This is a genomic window from Candidatus Accumulibacter meliphilus, assembly GCF_036625345.1.
GTDB classification, from domain to species: Bacteria; Pseudomonadota; Gammaproteobacteria; order Burkholderiales; family Rhodocyclaceae; genus Accumulibacter; species Accumulibacter meliphilus.
The window spans coordinates 253,693-272,828 of the sequence record NZ_JAZKTZ010000007.1; the positions used below are offsets into that span (position 1 = coordinate 253,693).

The window sequence follows — 19,136 nt, forward strand, 5'->3', positions numbered from 1 at the left end:
TGATCTCCCGTTTCCTTACAGCGTGGCGAGGAAAGCGGTGAGCGCTTTCTTGTCGGCCTCGGAAAGATCCTCGCCGAAGCGGTGACCCTGGTTTTCGATCTCCTCGGTGCAGGTCTGGTAATTGGCACTGATGAAATCGCGTTGCTCGCGCAGAATTTCGACGAAGCGTGACGGATTCTTGATGATCTCGTCGGCGATCGTCTGCAGCGTCGGCAACAGGCTCGCCTTGCCGGCGGCTTCGAGCTTGTCCGGGTGGCGCTTGGCGAGGAACAGGTCGCCGATCAGCTGCTTGTGCATCAGGCCATTCAGGAAACCGGCGCTGGTGCCGGCCGGAATCGTGACCTGCCCGAAACCGAACAGCGGCTTCTCGGTCTTGCCGTCGAGCGGTCGGATGCCGACGTCGATAATCAGGTCGGCGTTGGTCAGGGTCCGCTTCGTGCCTCTCTCCTTCGGGTTCAGCAGCTCGAACATCGACAGCTTGTAGAGTTCGAAGCGGCCCTCGACGCTCGGGTCGTAGCGCAGGCAATCGGGCTGCTGTGCGAGCAGCTGGCCGCCGCTATCGACATAGCGGGCGCGCTGGAAATCGTTGGCCTTGTTCGCGGGCTTGCCGCAGATTTCCGGCCCGATGGCGTTGTTGTGCATGAACGGCGCGGTCGCCCAGATATTGACCAGCGAGACATTGCGCAGGTAGCCGCGACCGGCATCCTTGAGCTCGTCGCGCTCGGGAATGTCGGCAACGACCTCGCGCTGGCGCAGGGTGTCCGACGCCGATTCCATGTACAGGTTGCCGGCCTTGTGGTTGGAGTGCAGCGAGCGGCAACGGAAAGTACCGACTTCGGTGACCGGTGTCGCCTGATCGTTGCCCAGGAAGTCGGCTCTTACCTGGCGCGGATGCGTTTCGCTGGCGGCGGCGAAGTCGCGATTCTTGAACGAGCCGCCTTCGCTCTCCGGAATACTCGAATGGCAGCGCGCGCAGTTCTCGGCGAAGAGCAGCTGTCCGCGGCCGACAGCACCGGCGCCGAATTCGTTTTCCAGGTCGCGGACCAGATCGGCGCGAGTGTAGGCCACCCCGGTCGAACCCGCCTGGCGAACATTGGCCAGCGCCGCGTGGAGGTCGGTCTGATCCGACTCGGCCGAGGCAAAGAAATCAAGCACATTCTGCAAGCGGTCCTCGACGGCCCGGAAGTTCGGGCAATCGCGTCGGCACTGGCCGATATCGAAAGGCGTCTGCCCAAAACCGCGTTGCTCCGGGTCCACCTCGCGCATGTCGGCGAGATGATTGACCCAGCACTGCTCGGAACAGGAGCCGATGTTGAAGTACACGCGCTGGATCGCTTCCAGCGCGCCGGTCGAGTCTTCGCCGCCTTTGAGGATGTGATGGACGCCGGGCAATACAACTTTCTGGCCGCCGAGATTGACCGGCGTGGTGTCGTCGTCGCGGGTGCTGCGCAGCCAGCACTTGTTGTCGCGACCTGGTTCGCACCAGCACTTGCTGGCGTCGGTTTCGCTGCCGCAACTCGCCGCCTTGCGCCATTTGGTCACCACTTCGCCCTTGAATACCGGCCGCTGAGCGACATTGATCAGGGCATTGATGGTCCCCGGATTGTTGACCTGGTCATGCGAAATCGCCGAAGTGTCGGTGACGCCGGGACGGGCGTGCGCGAACATCTGATACTCGAGACTGCTCATTGGCAGGCCCGAACCGAGCAGTTCGGACATGCGCGTGTACTGATTGCCGATCAGTCCCTTGAGATTCTCCCACTTGGGATGCGCCGGGTCGGCCGGCGGATTGAGCGGGTCGAACGCGATATGACAGGAACCGCAGGAAGTGCCGATCAGGAATGGCGGCTCGACCGAGCCATCGGATAAGCGGCTCACCCGTTGATCGGAGGCGATGCCGGTCTTGTCGATCAGTGGACGGTCAAAACCCGACCAGCTTCCCGGCTCGCCATTCAAGGCCTGCCACTTGGCGGCGTCGAAGCGTGGATTGGGAAACTTGCGGATCCCCAGGGCACCCGTGGAGGTGCCGAACTTGAGATCGCAGGCCGAGTGCCGTTGGTCGAGCTTGCCGCCCTGGCTGTGCGGGTCGTCCGGGTCGAGGGCCGCATCCTTGAGGCCGCAGGCGGGGTCGATGTAGCCCGGCTTGCCGACGTACTTCAGGAGTACGTCATCGCCAGGGCACCAGTCGAAGCCATAAGTTTCGGCGGCCGATTTTGCCGGGCAGTCGGGATCGCCAGGTTTGCAGCACGAGGGATCGTTGATGATTCCCCAGGCCCAGAAACGATCGTCGCGCTGATCGGATCGCAGGACGCGGAACCAGTCGACCAGGACACCAATGCGCTGTTGAAGCGTATAGGTATGGAAGCGGTCGTTACCGGCAGTGGCCTTGAACCAGATCAGCCGTCCGACGCATTCCGAATCACTCAGTCCTTCGCGAGCGCAAGCTTCGTGATACGGAGCATCCTGGTCGATGATCGACGCTTCCGGAAGGCTTCGTTCGGCGGGAGCGGCAAGCGGGGCAGCCGCTGCGCCTTGCGCATACGCGTCGCCGATATTGCTGCCGCGCTGGTAGAAAACACCGAAGCCAGCACCGAGAATAAGCGTCGCCGCCAAAGCGGCAAGCAGAGTACGTTTCATGCGTTCTCTCCTTACGGACACAAACAGCTTGAAACCCCAAACGTGGGAGACTCGTCGGTAATGCAGTCGACGGCAGGGCAGTATCTGTTCGCGTGCCCGCCCTGTCAAGCGCCGCCATTCCCGGCGCCACTCCCGATTTCAGTCCCAGCGTCCGACCGAGAGCTCTTGTTAAATTATCGTGCTGGCGCCCTCTCGGCGCTGCCGCGACTGACGAAGCTTTGGCAGCCGACACGCAAGGTGGTTCCACGCAGCCTGGCGACCGACAAGGCGCCGCCTCAAAGTTTTCCAGCCGTTCCAGGGACCTGTAGGCCCTCCTGCGCACAGGCAGACGCTGCCAGGGAAGTTTTTTTGAGAAACCATGTTGGCAGAAAATGTATTAAGCTTCCCTATCGCCAATTCAAAAATGTTATCGACTGCGTGAAAACCTCGTGAACTGGACTCGCTTTAGAGAGCGCTCGCTCAAGACGAGAATCACCTTGTTTACGCTGACCATCTTCCTTGTCAGCATCTGGTCACTGGCTTTTTACAGCAGCCGGATGTTGCGGGCAGATATGGGACGTCTGCTGGGTGACCAGCAATTGTCGACGGTTTCCTTGCTGGCCGACGAGCTGAATCACGAATTGGGCGACCGTCTGGCAATTCTGGCGAGAATCGCCAGCAGAATTACTCCGGAGATGCTGGCCAACAACACCGCCTTGCAGGCCTTCCTGGAGCAGAGCCTGACTCTCGAAAAAGAGCCATTCAACGGCGGCATCATTGCCCATCGACTCGACGGAACAGCGGTCGCCGAATTTCCTCCCGAAGCGGGGCGGCTGGGGGTAAATTACATGGACATCGACAGCGTCGCTACGGCGCTGCAGCTGGGAAAATCGACGATCAGCCGGCCTGTAATAGGGAAGAAACTGCAGGCGCCGGTTTTTGGCATGAGCGTAGCCATTCGTGACCCACGTGACAATGTGATTGGCGCCGTGAGTGGGGTCGTCAATCTGGCCATACCCAACTTTCTCGACCACATCACCGACGGCCGCTACGGCAAAACCGGTGGTTATCTTCTTGTTGCGCCGCAGTACCGCCAGATCATCACGGCGACCGACAAGCGCCGCGTCATGGCCAGCTTTCCCGCACCAGGCGTCAATCCGACGATTGATCGCTTTATCGAAGGTTTCTCGGGGCCCATCGTCTACGTCAGCGCCGTTGGCACGGAAATACTGACCTCGGCCAAGAGAATAGCCGTGTCAGGCTGGGACCTGGTGGCGATACTTCCCACCTCCGAAGCTTTTGCCCCGATTCTCGCGATGCAGCAGCGCATGCTGCTGGCGGCGCTGCTGCTGACCCTGTTGGCAGCCGCCGCAACGTGGTGGATATTGGGTCGGCAGCTTGCACCGATGCTTTCGGCCGCCAAGCTGCTCTCCGGTTTGTCGGCTACGCAGCCGCTCCCGAAACCCTTGCCGATAACCCGCCATGACGAAGTTGGCGAACTCATCGCCAGCTTCAATCGCCTCGTCGAAACCCTGGGAAATCGCGAAAAAGCGTTGCAGGAAAGCGAAGCCTTCAAGAACACCATCCTCAATTCCATGGCTGCCGAAATCGTCGTCCTCGATCAGCATGGCGTGATACAGGCGGTCAACAAGCGTTGGCGGCTGTTTTCGCGGGAGAACAGCAGCCAACCAGGGCAGCCCGCAGCGCATACCGAAGCCGGCGTGAATTACCTCGACTTCTGCACGCTTGACGCTGCCGCCCTGGCCGACGCTACAGCCGACCCTAGGCGCGGAATCGAAGCGGTTCTGGAACGTCGCTTGCCCTCCTTCAGTCTCGAATACGCCTGCCACTCGCCGCAAGAACAGCGCTGGTTCACGATGACCGTCATGCCTTTGGGTCCCGACATCGAGCGCGGTGTAGTGATCACGCATAGCGATATCACGACCCTCAAGCGAGCCGAGCAATACGAGCAGTTTCGTGGCCGCATCCTGCAACTGCTGGCGGAAGGCGAGCCGCTACGCGGTATTCTTGAAGCGCTGGCGCAGGGCGTCGAGGAACTCAATCCGGGCATGCTGTGCAGCATCCTGCTGGTCGACAACGAAGGCCAGCGCCTCATTACCGGTGCGGCACCCAGCCTGCCCGACGCCTTCAACGCCGCGGTTAACGGGATGAAAATCCGCGCCGCAGCCGGTTCCTGCGGAACGGCGGCATTTACCGGCCAGCGCGTCATCGTCGAAGATATCGGCACGCATCCCTACTGGGAGCGCGCCAGAGCGCTGGCGGCCAGCGCCGGCCTGAGATCCTGCTGGTCCGAACCGGTTCGCTCATCGCCGGGAACAGTCCTCGGCACCTTCGCCATTTATCATCGTCACCCGCATAGCCCGAGCGCGACCCATATCGAGCTGATCGAACAATCCGCCCGCCTGGCCAGCATCGCCATCGAGCAAAATCTTGCGGCTGAACGTCTTCGCGCCAGCGAGGCCCATTACCGGCTGCTCACCGAGAATGTCTCCGACATCGTCTGGCGACAGGACCGCGATCATTACTTCACCTATATCAGCCCGGCAGACGAACGCTTGCGCGGCTACAAGGCAGAGCAGGTCATTGGGCGGCACGTGACAGAAGTGTTGACCGCCGAGGGAATCGCCATTCTCAAGGAGAAGCAGGCGCTACGCGCAGAAGCCGAGCGGCGTGGCGTGCACAGCGGGATTACCCGCTTCGAACTGCCACAGCTCTGCCAGGACGGCAGCCTGATCTGGCTCGAAGTCCTATCCACGCCGGAACGTGACGCGCAGGGCACGATCATCGGTTATCACGGCGTCAGCCGGGAAATCACCGAACGCAAGCACGCCGAGGAGCAGGTGCGCAAACTGGCGTTTCATGACCCACTGACCGCGCTCCCCAACCGCCGCCTGCTCAACGACCGTCTACAGCAGACGATGGCCGCCAGCGCGCGAGCACCCTGCCATGCTGCGGTGATGTTCGTCGACCTGGACAACTTCAAACCGCTCAACGATGCGCATGGGCACGTCATCGGCGACCAGCTCCTGGTCGAGGCGGCGGGGCGTCTGAAGAGCTGTGTCCGCGAGGTGGATACCGTCGCCCGCTTCGGTGGCGACGAGTTCGTGGTGATGATCAGCGAGCTGGCTGCGGACAAGTACGCGTCAATGGACAAAGCCGCCATCATCGCCGAAAAGATTCGTATCGCCCTGCTGCAACCGTATCGACTGAGCATCCGGTCGGCAGGAAAAAGCGCCACGACGCTGACCCACCAGTGCTCGGCGAGCATCGGCGTGGCCTTGTTCATCGGTCATCAAGCCACCCAGGACGAGATCCTGCAGTGGGCCGATGCGGCCATGTATGAAGCCAAGCAGGCCGGGCGAAATTTCATTCGCTTTCACGATGGCGAACAGCGCGGCTGAGAGCCGCCGGCACGGCAGCGGGACGGCGGCGGGTCTAGGGTTAGAATGGGCGCTTTGCCAGACTGCGACCCCCAGCCATGATCCGCACCCGTTTTGCGCCCTCCCCGACCGGTTTCCTGCACATTGGCGGCGCGCGCACCGCGCTCTTCTCGTGGGCCTATGCCCGTCGCCACGGCGGCAGCTTCATCCTGCGCATCGAGGACACCGACCTGGCGCGTTCGACCCCGGAAGCCGTGCAGGCAATTCTTGACGGCATGAACTGGCTGGGCCTGGCCCACGACGAAGGGCCCTTCTACCAGACGCAGCGCATGGCTCGCTACCAGGTGGTCATCGAAGAGATGCTCGCTGCCGGCACGGCCTACCATTGCTACATGGCCCCCGCAGAACTCGATCGCCTGCGCGAGGAGCAACGTGCGCAAGGACTGAAAGCGCGCTATGACGGCAGCTGGCGGCCGGAGCCGGGCAAGGTCCTGCCGACGCCGCCGGCCGGCGTCTCGCCGGCGGTTCGCTTCCGCAATCCGAGCGACGGCGTTGTCGCCTGGGACGACCTGGTCAAGGGGCGCATCGAAATTGCCAACGCCGAACTCGACGACCTGGTCATCGCCCGCGCCGATGGCACACCGACCTATAACTTCTGCGTCGTCGTCGATGACTTCGACATGGGCATCACGCAGGTCATTCGCGGTGACGACCATGTCAATAACACGCCGCGGCAGATCAACATCCTGCAGGCGCTTGGCGTGCCAGTACCGCAATACGCGCACCTGTCGATGATTCTCGGTGACGATGGCCAGAAACTGTCCAAGCGCCACGGCGCGGTGAGCGTCATGCAGTACGACGACGAAGGCTATCTGCCCGAAGCGGTGCTCAACTATCTCGCGCGCCTGGGCTGGTCGCACGGTGACGACGAAATCTTCTCGATGGCGCAGTTCTGCGAGTGGTTCGACCTCGACCACATCACTCCGTCGGCAGCGCAGTTCAACACCGAGAAACTCAACTGGCTCAATGCGCACTACCTCAAGCGCGCCGAGCCTGAGCGACTGGCGGCGCTGGTCCTGCCGCGCCTGCAAGCGCGCGGCGTGACGGTGAGCGCAACACCGTCCTTGCCGGCGATAATCAGCCTCTACCAGGAGCGCGTCGCCAACCTCAATGAGCTGGCCGACGCGGCCGCAGTGTTCTACATCGACATCACTCCGAAAACCGAACTCCTGGTCAAGCATCTGACGCCGGAAGCTCTGCCGGCGCTGGCCGACTTCGTCGCCGGCCTGCCGCACAGCGCCTGGGAGCCGGCGGCGATTGGCGCCCTGATCAAGCACAGCGTCGCCGCGCACGGGCTGAAAATGCCCAAGCTGGCGATGCCGCTGCGGGTGCTGCTCACTGGCCAGGAACAGACGCCGTCGGTCGATGCCCTGGTCGCCCTTTTCCCGCGCGAAGAGGTGCTCAGGCGACTGGCTGCCGCCGGCTGACGCTGACGACGAGGCGCGAACTGCCAGCTTGCCAGCTGGCCCGGCTGCTAGACTGCGCCGGTGAATTCGCCGCGCGCCGGGTAGTCCTTGCTGATCGCGAAGTCAACCGCGCCGAGCAGATCCTGGAACTGCGGACGCGCGAAGGGCATTGTCTGGACCGCCCCGTAGTACAGCGTCCCATCGGGGCGAACCAAAAAAACGCCGGGTTCGCTGAACAGCTCGGGTTCCTCGATTCCGATCGACGTCTTGCCGCGCGAAGTGCTGATATACAGCCCCCATTGGCGTGCGCTGCGCAGGCTCAGGCCGTAGGCGAACGGCACGCCTTTGGCGCCAACTTTTTCGGCCATTTGCCGGCCACGTTCTTCACCGTCGCTGCTGATGGCCACGATCTGAACACCACGCGACGCAAACTCGGGCGCCAGGCGTTCGAGCTCGAGCAGGTATTTGGCGCAGATCGGGCAATGCAGGCCGCGATAGAAAACCAGCAGGTCGAAGTGTTCGGCGGGTGACGCACCGAGGACGAAACGCCCGCCGGAGGTCAGCGCCACATTCAGGGCGGGAACCGGGTAGCGCGGCAGCAATGCGTTGAGATGCATCTGGATCTCCTTGTGGCTGAAAGCTTGCGGGTGAAGCGGGCCGCGTCGGATCGGGGGCGAGAACCAGCCGACCCGGAGTGGCCATTTTCAGCTTTCTTCGTCGCCAGCGATGAAGCGATAAGCCAGCGCGCCGAGCACGCCACCAATGATCGGAGCCACCCAGAACAACCAGAGTTGGGCAGTCGCCCAGTCGCCGACGAAGATGGCAACGCCGGTGCTGCGCGCCGGATTGACCGAGGCGTTGGTGACCGGAACGCTGAACAGGTGGACCAGAGTCAGGCACAGGCCGATGGCGATGGGTGCGAAACCGGCCGGCGCGCGCTTGTCGGTAGCGCCCATGATCACCAGCAGAAAGAACATGGTCATGACGATTTCAGTGACCAGCGCCGCAAGCAGCGAATATTTTCCCGGTGAGTGCTCGCCGTAGCCGTTCGAGGCAAAACCGTTCGCCAACTCAAAGCCCGGAGCGCCACTGGCAATGACGTACAACACCGCACCGGCTGCTATGCCACCAAGAACCTGTGCGGCGATGTAGGGTGCGAGCTGGCTCGCCGGAAAACGACCGCCGGCCCACAGGCCGACGGACACGGCCGGATTGAGATGACAACCCGAGATATGGCCGATGGCGTAGGCCATGGTCAATACGGTCAATCCGAATGCCAGTGAAACACCGACAAAGCCGATGCCCAATTCCGGAAACGCGGCAGCAAGTACCGCACTGCCGCAACCACCGAGAACAAGCCAGAATGTCCCAAGGAACTCCGCGCTGTATTGCTTCATTGAATTATCCTTCTTGAAATTGGACCGCTGTTGGTCGTGGAGCGCCCGGTCGGGCACGGGAAAATATTCACGGCTCCCTTATACCTGCACACATAACCGGTACCAGAACAGCAGCTTGGCGCGCAGCGTGGAGTGACATGGCGGCAAGCCGGGAACCGATGCCGCGCATTTTAGCCGAATATTCTTTCAATGGCGCAATAGCAGCCACCTTCAAGCACCGCGTCGCCCACCCGTGGCCGCTCCCCTGCCGATCAAATCCATTTCATCTTCTTGAAGAGAATGTACTGAGCAAAGGCAAAGACAAACAGCATGACGCTGACCAGGGCAAATGCGGAGCTATTTTCGGTTCCCGGAATGCCGCCGACGTTGATTCCCAGAAGACCCGTAAATAGACCCAAAGGGAGAAAGATCGCGGCGACGATCGACAGCACGTACATGGTTTTGTTCATCTTCTCGGAGAGGGCGTTGTTGAGTTCTTCCTGGGTAATCGCGGCACGATCGCGCGCCGAGTCCAGATCATCGACGAACCTGGCCGTGCGTTCGGCGAGTTCGCGGATTCGCACCCGATCGACTTCGTTCAGCCAGGGCACGCGCTCGTTCTGCAGGCGTGCCAGCACATCGCGCTGCGGCGATATATAGCGTCGCATGCTGATCGTTTGTCGGCGCAGATGGGCAAGCTTGGGACGCAGCTCGTGACTTTCCTCGGTCAATACCGTGTCCTCCAGCTCATCGACGCTGTCATCGATGTCACTGATCACGTCGGCCAGCCGATCGGTGAGCTTGCTGACTGCCATGACCACAAAATCGCTGATCGAATCCGGCCCCTTGCCGGCCTGGATACTCTTGTTGATGTCGTCCATGGCCATCACCCGCCGATGCCGCATGCTGATGATGCGATGCTCGTCGAACCACATGCGGATGGCGACCATGTCTTCGAGATCGGCACCGGCGTTGAAGTTGACGCCGCGCAGAATCAAAAGCAGCGAAGTTCCGGATGACAGGACCCGCGGGCGGGTTTCTTCGGCCATCAAGGCGGCGCACGCCACTTCATCGAGTCCGCTTTCTTCGACCAGCCACTGCTTGGCGCCCTCATCGGCATAATCGAGATGCAGCCACAGGATTCCCTGGCCCGGTTCCCAGCTGCTGATCCGATCCCAGTTCATCGCTTTGCCGGCCCCCCCGTCGAGAATGTATGCAAAGACCAGGCCGCTCTTCTTTTTACCCATGCTCAAAACCCAATCATTAGGTTGATCGTAAATCGCGACCGCTCAATCCCGGCTTGCGCCCCGTCTTCCGACTTACTCCGGTCAAGAAAAGTTCGCAGGAAAGATGCGGCCAACGACTATTTGCCGGGCACACCCGTGTTCTCGCAGCGCGCATCCCGGTATGGCCCGCCGACCCGCTGCCAACCGACGCCTGGCGGCGTCTGAGCGCAGAATACCTGACCATCAAGCTTGCTGCGCCAGAGATACCAGGGTGCAGGCGCAGCAAACGCTGAGGCACCGAACAGCAGGCATGAAAATACAATCGAGAAGTGTGATCTCATGCCGCTTCCTGGCAATCGATCGGCCGTCGGTCGAAGGGTTTCAACTCCCTGAGCACGCTGTTGATTGGCGTAATGTCTTGCAGTGGCATCGGCCCTCTCCCGTTGGAAACTGCAGCGGCAACCATACTGCGAAACGGCACGCTTCGGGGTCTCGAATTCTTCCGCGGCACGCGACCGCTCAACAAGGGCGTGCAACAGGACAGCCAGCCATGCAGTAGTACACAGTCCGCTCGACGCTCTGGGGTAAAATGGCGCCCCTTATAGGGCGACGCGACGGCGCACAATTTTTGTGCTGTTCTGTGCGCGATGGTCCGCTGTGCCCGAAGCACTCCGACGGCCCCTGCCAGCACCCCGCTTTTCCTGACCGATGACCCCTACCAGCGCCCGTACCGCAAGCCATTCGCAGAATCCTTTCGCCGACTGCCTGGCACTCGACCAGCGTCAGCTGCGCGCGCTGACGCGCGCTTTGCGGCACGGCTTCGGCGCCAAGCGCGACGCGCTGCAGACCGAGCTCGACAACCTGATAGCGAAGTCCCGCACCGCAGTGGCCGCCCGGCGGGCGCGCCTGCCGACGCCGGTCTTTGCCGACGATCTGCCGGTCAATCGGCGGCGTGCCGAAATTGCGGCGCTGATTGCCAAGCACCAGGTACTCATCGTCTGCGGCGAAACCGGCTCGGGCAAGACGACGCAGATCCCCAAGATCTGCCTGGAAATCGGTCGCGGCACCACCGGCCTGATCGGTCATACGCAACCACGCCGGATCGCCGCACGGTCGACCGCGGTGCGAATCGCGCAGGAACTGCAGAGCGAAGTCGGGCGACTGGTCGGCTACAAGATCCGTTTCAGCGACCGCACCACGCCCGATGCTTTCATCAAGCTGATGACCGACGGCATCCTGCTCGCCGAGACGCAGGGCGACACCGGGCTCGAACAGTACGACACGCTGATCATCGACGAAGCGCACGAGCGCAGCCTGAACATCGACTTTCTGCTCGGCTACCTTAAACAGCTGTTGCCCAAACGCCGCGATCTGAAGCTGATCATCACGTCGGCGACGATCGATGCCCAGCGTTTTTCCCAGCATTTCGACGACGCACCGGTCATCGAGGTCTCGGGCCGACTGCATCCGGTGGAGTTGCGCTATCGACCCGTGCAGCAAGACGAGGGCGGTGCAACGGGCAACGCTGGCGGTGACAGTGATGGGCGCCGCGAGCGCGGTGACGACCAGCGCGATCTCTGCGACGCGATCGTCGACGCCTGTGACGAGCTCGATCGTGCCGGGCCGGGCGATGTGCTGGTCTTTCTGCCCGGCGAACGCGAGATCCGCGAGGCCGCCGAGGCGCTGCGCAAGCATCACCCGCCGCATACCGAAATTCTGCCGCTGTTTGCCCGCCTGTCGAGCGAAGAGCAGGGACGGATTTTCAAGCCGCACCTTGGCCGACGCATCGTACTGGCGACCAATGTCGCCGAAACCTCCTTGACCGTGCCGGGAATCCGCTACGTCGTCGATAGCGGGCTGGCGCGCATCAAGCGCTATTCCTACCGCAACAAGGTCGAGCAACTGCAGATCGAGAAGATCTCGCAGGCCTCCGCCAACCAGCGCGCCGGGCGCTGTGGGCGGGTCGCGGCGGGAGTGTGCATCCGCCTCTACGAAGAGCAGGATTTTGCACTCCGTCCGGCATATTCGGAACCGGAGATTCTCCGTTCGTCGCTGGCCGGGGTGATCCTGCGCATGAAGGCGCTGCGTCTAGGCGACATCGAGGATTTCCCCTTCCTCGAAGCGCCCCCGCGCAAGGCCATCGGCGACGGCTACCAATTGTTGCTCGAACTCGGCGCGGTGACCAGCGAGAATGCGCTGACGCCAATCGGCCAGGAACTGGCGACGATGCCGCTCGACCCGCGTGTCGGGCGAATGATCGTTGCCGCCCGTAACGAAGGCTGCCTGCGCGAAGTACTGATCATTGCCGCCGCGCTGAGCGTCCATGATCCGCGCGAGCGACCGCAGGACAGACAGGGCAGCGCCGACCTCGCACACCGCAAGTTTGCCGACCCGAAATCCGAATTCCTCGCCTGGCTGAAGCTGTGGGACTGGTACCAGCTCGAAGTCGAACATCGCAAGTCGCAGCGCAAACTGGTGCAGGCTTGCCACGAGCACTTCCTATCGGCGCTGCGCATGCGCGAATGGCGCGACATCCACGGCCAAGTACACGCCCTGGCGGCCGAACAGAAGTGGCCCGTGAACCAGGTCCCGGCGACCTACGACGCCGTCCACCGCGCACTGCTCGCCGGCCTGCTCGGCAACATCGGGTACAAGTCGGAGGATTCGGCGCATTACCTCGGCGCACGCGGCATCAAGATGCTGATCCATCCCGGCTCGGCCCTGCAGAAAAAAGCCGGCAAGTGGATTGTCGCCGCCGAGATCAGCGAAACCACGCGCTTGTTCGCCCGCTGCGTCGCGCGCATCGAACCGGCGTGGCTGGAAGTGGTCGGTGCGCATCTTCTCAAGCGCAGTCATTTCGACCCGCACTGGGAGAAGAAGGCGATGCAGGCGGTGGCTTTCGAGCGCATCACGCTGTACGGCATCGTGGTCGATCCTCGCCGACGGGTGAACTTCGGGCCGCTGAACCCACCGGCGGCACGCGAGCTGTTCATCCGCGAGGCCCTGGTCGCCGGCGAGGTCAGTGAAGAATTCGCTCGGCGCTGGGATTTTTTCCAGAACAATCAGCAACTGGTGCTCGACATCGAGACCCTGGAGCACAAGTCGCGTCGACCCGACGTGCTGGTCGACGACGAACTGATTTTTGCCTTCTACGACCAGATCATCCCCGAGGGAATCTACTGCGGCGCCAGCTTCGACAAGTGGCGGCGCGGCGCCGAGCGCGAGCAACCGCGCTTGCTGCACCTGGTGCGCGAGGACTTGATGCGCCACGAAGCTGCCGGCATCACCAGCGAGGCTTTTCCGCATCAACTGCAACTCGGCGGCGTCGACTACCCGCTGGCCTACCACTTCGAGCCCGGCAGCGCTCGCGACGGCGTGACGCTGACCCTGCCGCTGGCGCAGCTGAACCAGATTCCTGGCGCACGCTGCGAGTGGCTGGTACCGGGGCTGCTCAAGGAAAAAGTGCAGCAGCTGGTAAAAACCCTACCGCAGCGGATTCGCGCCAAGCTGGTGCCGGTACCTGACTTCGCCAGCGAGTTCGTTGAGCAACTACCGCCGACGGACAAGCCATTGGTCAACGCACTGGTCCACTTCATCCTGCAAACACGCGGGCTGAACGCGCGCGGCTGGGACGTGACTCCCGATGCTTTTCGCCCCGACGCGGTGCCGGCTCATTTAAGCTTCAATTTTCGCCTGGTCGACGAAAACGGCCGCCAGCTCGGCCTGAGCCGCAGCTTGAGCGAACTGCGCAGCGAATGGGGACGCGAGGCGAAGCAGGAGTTCGCCGAGCTGCACCAGACACCCGCCGAGTTTTCGGGAATGACCGACTGGAGTTTCGGCGAGTTGGCCGAGCTGATTGAAGTCGAGGTCGGCGGTGGCCAGACGGTTTTTGGCTACCCGGGACTGACCGACGACGGCGACAGCGTCTCGGTGTGCGTCTTCGATTCGCCCGAGGAGGCGCTGCAGGCGCATTCGCGGGGGCTGCTGCGACTGTTCATGCTGCAGTTTCGCGAGCAGATCAAGTACCTCGAAAAGAACCTGCCGGGACTGACCCAGATGGCGATGCAGTTCATGGCGCTGGGCACCCTCGACGAACTGCGACGACAGTTGCTGGAGCTGACTTTCGCGCGCGCCTGCCTGAACGAGCCCTGGCCAACCGACGCGGCGAGTTTCAACGCCCGCTGTGTGGAAGCCAAACCGCGGCTGGGCTTGCTGGCGCAGGAGGTATGCCGCCTGGTCGGCCAGATTCTCGGCGACTGGCTGGCGCTGCACAAGAAGCTGCCGGCGTTCAAGGCCTACGGCAGCACCGTGCATGACATCGAGGGACAGCTGGCGCGGCTGATCGGCAAGCGCTTCGTGGTCGACACGCCGTTCGAACGTCTGCAACAATATCCGCGCTACCTGAACGCCATCGCCGTGCGCCTGGACAAGCTGAAGACCGGCGGCGCCCATGGCGCGGCTCGCGACGCCCGACTGCTGACCGAGGAGTACCTGCCGCTAGCGACCGCCTATCAACGACGCGCAACGGTGCTGGCCAAGCAGGGGGTCAGCGACGCGCAGGTCGAACAGTTCCGCTGGTTGCTTGAGGAATTGCGTGTGCACCTCTTTGCGCAGGCCCTACGCACACCGGTGCCGGTGTCGAGCAAGCGGCTGCAGAAAATGTGGGAGGGTATCCAGTGATCGCCAAACGATCATCAGATCGTAAGAGATGGAGAGTGAGCAAGTGACTGAAATTGTTCTGGCGCTGGGACGCAGCCTGCGCACGCTTGGGCGTGGACGCGTCTGGCTAATGTTTTTCGGGCCGGCAGCGGTGGCGCTGGTGATCTGGATAGCGCTGATGGTGTTTGCGCTGGAAAGCCTGATTGCGACCCTCGTCGAGCAACCACCGATGACCTGGCTGGCTGGCTGGGGAGCGGTGTGGCTGGCCAAGCTCGGCGCCGTGCTCGGCGGCTGGCTGCTGATTCTCGCGGCGGCATTCATCACCGCCATGCTGCTGGCGGCGATTTTCGTGATGCCACTGCTGCTCAATCATGTCGCCCTGGCCGACTACCCCGAACTGGCACGAGTCGGCAAGGACAGCGTCGTCGCGGGGGCCTGGAACAGTGTCGCTGCGCTGCTGCTGTACATTGTCGGCATGCTGCTGACCCTGCCGCTATGGCTGGTGCCCGGGCTGGGACTGGTACTGCCGATCCTGTGGATGGCCTGGCTGACGCGACGCACCTTTGCCTTCGATGCGCTCACTGTACATGCCACCGACCAGGAATGGCGCGCCCTCAGGCGTGAGCACGGCATCCCGTTGCTGGTGCTCGGGGTCACCCTGGCGCTGCTGGCGCACATCCCGCTGCTCGGCCTGCTGACGCCGACATTGGCTGCGCTGGCCTATTCCCACTACTGCCTTGAAGCCCTGCGGGGTTTGCGCCAGGGCGCGCTGGTGGCGGTGATTGACGAGCAGCCGAAAATCGAGGAGGTGAAATGAGGAGCTTCGGGGCGCTGATCATTGGCGACGAGATCCTGTCGGGAAAACGCGTCGACCAACACTTTGCCAAGGTCGCCGAGTTGCTCGCCGCGCGTGGGCTGCGCCTGTCGTGGGTCGAATACCTGGGCGACACGCGCGCGCGTATCGCGGCCACGCTGCGCCGCAGCCTGGCCGCTGGCGATGTGGTTTTCAGCTTTGGCGGCATCGGCAACACGCCCGACGATCGGACGCGGCAGGCCGCGGCGGAAGCTCTGGGCGTGGACCTGGTTCTGCATCCCGATGCGGAACGCGAAATCCGCGCCCGTTTTGGCGACCAGATCAACGATGTTCGCCTGCTGCTGGGCACTTTCCCACGCGGCGTGGACATCATTCCGAACCCGTTCAATCGCATCCCGGGCTTTCGCATTCGCGATCACTACTTCGTGCCCGGATTTCCACAAATGGCGCATCCGATGGTCGAATGGGCACTCGAAACCTTCTACAGCGATCTTTTCGATTCCCTGGCCAGCGTTGAGCAAGCGTTCCTGCTGACTGGTGCCAACAGCTACGAGAGTGCGCTGCTCGATCTGATGGAAGAAATCGTCGCCGACTTCCCGACGCTGCGGCTGTTCAGCCTGCCGTCGATATCGCCGGACGGACAAAGGCGGCACCTCGAATTGGGTGTCGAAGGCGAGCACGCGCTGGTCGATCAGGCGATGAGCCGTATCCGCCTGGAGGTCGAGCGGCGCGGCATCGACTGGCAGTGGCGGCCATAGAGCGCGACCGCTGACGACAGCGATGGCACTGACAGCACTGACAACAGACAAAACGCGGCGACCGTAAACGAAAAAACCCCGGCCGTAGCCGGGGTCCTGTGCAGCCTACTGACTTAAGCCTTTGGGGTCAGCGCTGAGGCGGCCTTGGTCGTGGCTGTGCTCAAGGCCTTGACATTGGTGTCGACGATTTCGGTCATCTGCTTGGACATCTGCGAAATGTTTTCGAAAGCTGCGCTGGAAGCGTTCATCATCTGCTTCATGGCGGCACCGAAGACGTCACCGGCGATCGGCGTCGGAACGCCTCCCTTGCCAACCAGGTCGGCCGCTTTCTGAGCCATGCTGCTGTACTGCTGCTCCATCACCGACGTGATTTCGCGCTGCATGTTGGCGGACAGATCGTAGAGGCCACGCGAGTACTCGAGAAGCTTGTCGACATTGGGTTGGGCCATTGAACCGGCGAGGCTCTTCAACTGCGCAGGATCCTTGATGTCCAACAACTGCTGCGCACCGTTGGCGCTGTTGTTGAACAGCTCGCGGCTGGCGGCAAGGTTGAGGGCAGAAAGTTGCTCCATGCCGTGGAAGGCCGTGCGCACCAGAGTCATCATGACTTGGGCGTTGGCTTTCTGGCTTTCGGCCAGTTTTTCGAGATCGATGGTGTCCATGTGTATATCTCCGTGTTTGGCAGTAATGAGGCGCGTTACAGAGACGCGGCGACACGCTGCGTCTCTGCTCCCGCCGTAGATAATCAAGGCGTGGCCAGAAACCTATTTCTTGGCAGCCGCGGCGGTGGCGCCAACCGCCTTGACCGTTGCGTTGGTCGCCGCGGCGACATTGGTTTCAGCGATGTCGGCAACCTGCTTGGCAGCTTTGTTCATGCTGTCGAAGGCCGACGTCGCCGAAGCGATGGCTGACTTGACGGCGGAAAGGGCAACATCAGAACCGACCGGTGCACTCTTGGCGGCTTGTTCCATCAGCGCAAAGACCTGCTTCTGGAAATCGGAAAACTGCGCTTCGAGAAGCTTGGAGATTTCCTCCTTTGACTGTGCGGAGATCTCGTAGACGCTGCGCGTGTAGGCAACAGCCTTTTCGAGATTCGGCTGCGCCAGCGAGGCTTGCACCGAAAACAGCTCTTGCGCATTCTTGGCACCGAGCATTGCCTTGGCATTGGAAACGCCGTCTTCCAGCATCGAGCGAGCGGTATTCAGATTCAGCGCGGCGATGCGCTCGGCGCTCGCCAAAGCAGTATTGGCAAGGGTCAGCATGGCATCAACAGAAGCTTTGTTGGCGGCGGCAAATTGCTCGGGTTTGGTAAACATGGTCAATCTCCTAAAAAAGATGGGGGCACAACACGTGCAATGTCAAACTCATTGATCCCGCCCTTCTTGGCACCTGGATCGTTTGCTGCACTGCACCATGAGCAGAATTATAAACTCTTACCAAAACTTGTCAAGAGTTTTTTGTGCGCCGCAACAAATTCTGCACATGTCTGGTTTATATGAGTTTCTGTCGTATCTGCAGCACTTCACGGGAACCGGAAAAGGCATTTTCTGCTGCGTCGCTCAGCCTCTGCGCATGCTGCCAGGGAGCGCCTTCGGCGCCCTACTTGCCAACTGGCGCAGGCCTCAGGGTCAGTGGCGCACCGTTCTGCGCCTCAGGATTCACGTTCTTGCCGCGCGGCTGAATGATTGCTCGCACCCGCGCCTGGCTGGCGCCAGTGGCGCTCGTGGTCTTGCCGGCGCCGGTGGTAACCAGGTATTTCTCATTGAGGGCGTCATAGGAAATGTAGGCGCCCCGGACTTCGTCGAGCCCGCTCTTCACCCAGGCGCGCCTGAAGAGTTCGCTTTTGTCGGCGCGCGCGTCGTAGTCGATCTGCTCGGCCTCGGCTTCCATGTAATCGTCTTTCCCCTCGCGCTTCTGCTTGAAGCGGGCAAGCCCGCCCGCCCCTCCGAAAGCGGTACCCTTCTGGAAACCATCGGCATCCTGGATGACGACCAGGCGATCCGTGAAAATCTGCAAGGTGCCCTGGGTCAGGATCACGTTGCCTTCGAGAACCTGTACCTTGTTGAGGTCATCGATGCTCATGCGGTCGGCTTCGAGCAGCACCGGTTTCTCGCTGTCCGCGCGCTCGGCCTGAGCAGGCATCGACAAGAGCACCAGGAGGACGCTCGTGCAGGCCAGGCGAAATATCTTCTTCATGTCTGTGGTTTCTTTTTCTTGGCCGAATGGCTTTCAATTTCCCCGCTGACGCGGGATTCCAGCAAATAAGTCTGCAACTTGTTATCGACCTGCATACCCACCCCCTGCACCCATGAGTTGCCCTGCGTGATCAGCACAGGGCTCTTGGTAAACGCCTTTTCCTCACTGGTCAACACGGTCAATTCGGCCGTCTCGACGAGCAAGGGCGGGTTCTGGTCGCTACCCGCACGGTGCACTTCGACCTGCTCGCTGAGATCCACCCGCTCACCTTTCGGGCCCATCACTCCGTGTACGGCACTCAGCGTCACCGGCGGCTTGGTCGGCTGCAGGTAAACAAGCTTGGGTTTATCCATGCGCGTCGTATCGTCATCGGGATAATGACGAATCTCGTCGGCGATCAGCGTGTACTCCAGGCTTCCCGACTCACCGATCTTGCGCAGGGTCGCCCCATTGACGATGTAGTCAGGATCGTGGCGAAGATTGCCATCGCCCGGTTTTTCGGTGAAATCGGTGACGTAGCGTAGCCAGAAAGTCAGTGCCGCCAGAACCAGCAGGATACTGAGCGGCAGCGCTGCGCTGCTCCACTGTTTCATTGCCCGCACCCCGCCGGCAGGCAAAGTGAAA

At 61.9% G+C, this 19,136-nt stretch carries 13 protein-coding genes; 5 read left to right on the top strand and 8 right to left on the bottom strand.

From position 1 onward, the window contains the following. Positions 1-15: 15 nt before the first annotated feature. The gene (locus tag V5B40_RS16030; RefSeq protein ID WP_332355411.1) at positions 16-2,637 is read right to left on the bottom strand and encodes a cytochrome c; all 2,622 of its coding nucleotides are present in this window, start codon (positions 2,635-2,637) and stop codon (positions 16-18) included. Positions 2,638-3,065: 428 nt separating this feature from the next. Here V5B40_RS16030 and V5B40_RS16035 point away from each other — a divergent pair, with 428 nt between their 5' ends. Together V5B40_RS16035 and gltX are read left to right on the top strand one after the other, a co-directional pair. Next, the gene (locus V5B40_RS16035) at positions 3,066-6,038 is read left to right on the top strand and encodes a sensor domain-containing diguanylate cyclase (protein WP_332355412.1); all 2,973 of its coding nucleotides are present in this window, start codon (positions 3,066-3,068) and stop codon (positions 6,036-6,038) included. 77 nt (positions 6,039-6,115) lie between these two features. Beyond that, complete coding sequence (gltX, locus tag V5B40_RS16040; RefSeq protein ID WP_332355413.1) at positions 6,116-7,504, top strand: glutamate--tRNA ligase; 1,389 nt, start codon at positions 6,116-6,118, stop codon at positions 7,502-7,504. Positions 7,505-7,551: 47 nt separating this feature from the next. On the opposite strand, the gene V5B40_RS16045 is transcribed toward gltX, so the two are convergent. The 3 genes from V5B40_RS16045 to V5B40_RS16055 all read right to left on the bottom strand — a co-directional run bounded on the left by V5B40_RS16045 (position 7,552) and on the right by V5B40_RS16055 (position 10,106). Further along, a complete protein-coding gene (locus tag V5B40_RS16045) occupies positions 7,552-8,100 on the bottom strand; it encodes a peroxiredoxin-like family protein (RefSeq protein WP_332355414.1) in 549 nt (182 codons plus the stop codon). Positions 8,101-8,187: 87 nt separating this feature from the next. Beyond that, positions 8,188-8,937, bottom strand: coding sequence for an aquaporin Z (gene aqpZ / locus V5B40_RS16050; protein ID WP_332355415.1), 750 nt, complete (start codon positions 8,935-8,937; stop codon positions 8,188-8,190). A 194-nt stretch (positions 8,938-9,131) separates the two neighbouring features. Continuing rightward, a complete protein-coding gene (locus V5B40_RS16055; protein WP_332355416.1) occupies positions 9,132-10,106 on the bottom strand; it encodes a zinc transporter ZntB in 975 nt (324 codons plus the stop codon). Between the two features lie 687 nt (positions 10,107-10,793). On the opposite strand from V5B40_RS16055, the gene hrpA reads away from it, so the two are divergent. From hrpA to V5B40_RS16075, 3 genes are read left to right on the top strand one after another with little or no spacing between them, the layout of a single operon-like run. Further along, entirely contained in the window at positions 10,794-14,765 is a 3,972-nt protein-coding gene (gene hrpA / locus V5B40_RS16065) for an ATP-dependent RNA helicase HrpA (protein WP_332355418.1), read from the top strand. A 43-nt stretch (positions 14,766-14,808) separates the two neighbouring features. Beyond that, positions 14,809-15,561 carry an EI24 domain-containing protein gene (locus V5B40_RS16070; protein ID WP_332355419.1) on the top strand — a complete coding sequence of 251 codons (753 nt, stop codon included), beginning with the start codon at positions 14,809-14,811 and terminating at the stop codon, positions 15,559-15,561. After that, complete coding sequence (locus tag V5B40_RS16075) at positions 15,558-16,316, top strand: competence/damage-inducible protein A (RefSeq protein ID WP_332355420.1); 759 nt, start codon at positions 15,558-15,560, stop codon at positions 16,314-16,316. The genes V5B40_RS16070 and V5B40_RS16075 overlap by 4 nt, the downstream gene beginning before the upstream one ends. Before the next feature lie 113 nt (positions 16,317-16,429). Here the strand turns inward: V5B40_RS16075 and V5B40_RS16080 are convergent, their stop codons facing one another. The 4 genes from V5B40_RS16080 to lptC all read right to left on the bottom strand — a co-directional run bounded on the left by V5B40_RS16080 (position 16,430) and on the right by lptC (position 19,105). Continuing rightward, the gene (locus V5B40_RS16080) at positions 16,430-16,978 is read right to left on the bottom strand and encodes a phasin family protein (RefSeq protein WP_332355421.1); all 549 of its coding nucleotides are present in this window, start codon (positions 16,976-16,978) and stop codon (positions 16,430-16,432) included. 102 nt (positions 16,979-17,080) lie between these two features. Continuing rightward, complete coding sequence (locus tag V5B40_RS16085; RefSeq protein WP_332355422.1) at positions 17,081-17,632, bottom strand: phasin family protein; 552 nt, start codon at positions 17,630-17,632, stop codon at positions 17,081-17,083. A 283-nt stretch (positions 17,633-17,915) separates the two neighbouring features. Continuing rightward, positions 17,916-18,512, bottom strand: coding sequence for a lipopolysaccharide transport periplasmic protein LptA (gene lptA / locus V5B40_RS16090; RefSeq protein WP_332355423.1), 597 nt, complete (start codon positions 18,510-18,512; stop codon positions 17,916-17,918). Continuing rightward, positions 18,509-19,105, bottom strand: coding sequence for an LPS export ABC transporter periplasmic protein LptC (gene lptC / locus V5B40_RS16095; RefSeq protein WP_332355424.1), 597 nt, complete (start codon positions 19,103-19,105; stop codon positions 18,509-18,511). Before lptC ends, lptA begins: the two co-directional genes overlap by 4 nt. Positions 19,106-19,136 lie beyond the last annotated feature (31 nt).

What these genes read in the sequence shown, in the direction of transcription:
- V5B40_RS16030 (WP_332355411.1), bottom strand. Translation starts at nt 2,637, where the DNA reads ATGAAACGTACTCTGCTTGCCGCTTTGGCGGCGACGCTTATTCTCGGT.
- gltX (WP_332355413.1), top strand. Translation starts at nt 6,116, where the DNA reads ATGATCCGCACCCGTTTTGCGCCCTCCCCGACCGGTTTCCTGCACATT.
- V5B40_RS16045 (WP_332355414.1), bottom strand. Translation starts at nt 8,100, where the DNA reads ATGCATCTCAACGCATTGCTGCCGCGCTACCCGGTTCCCGCCCTGAAT.
- V5B40_RS16055 (WP_332355416.1), bottom strand. Translation starts at nt 10,106, where the DNA reads ATGGGTAAAAAGAAGAGCGGCCTGGTCTTTGCATACATTCTCGACGGG.
- hrpA (WP_332355418.1), top strand. Translation starts at nt 10,794, where the DNA reads ATGACCCCTACCAGCGCCCGTACCGCAAGCCATTCGCAGAATCCTTTC.
- V5B40_RS16075 (WP_332355420.1), top strand. Translation starts at nt 15,558, where the DNA reads ATGAGGAGCTTCGGGGCGCTGATCATTGGCGACGAGATCCTGTCGGGA.
- V5B40_RS16080 (WP_332355421.1), bottom strand. Translation starts at nt 16,978, where the DNA reads ATGGACACCATCGATCTCGAAAAACTGGCCGAAAGCCAGAAAGCCAAC.
- V5B40_RS16085 (WP_332355422.1), bottom strand. Translation starts at nt 17,632, where the DNA reads ATGTTTACCAAACCCGAGCAATTTGCCGCCGCCAACAAAGCTTCTGTT.
- lptA (WP_332355423.1), bottom strand. Translation starts at nt 18,512, where the DNA reads ATGAAGAAGATATTTCGCCTGGCCTGCACGAGCGTCCTCCTGGTGCTC.
- lptC (WP_332355424.1), bottom strand. Translation starts at nt 19,105, where the DNA reads ATGAAACAGTGGAGCAGCGCAGCGCTGCCGCTCAGTATCCTGCTGGTT.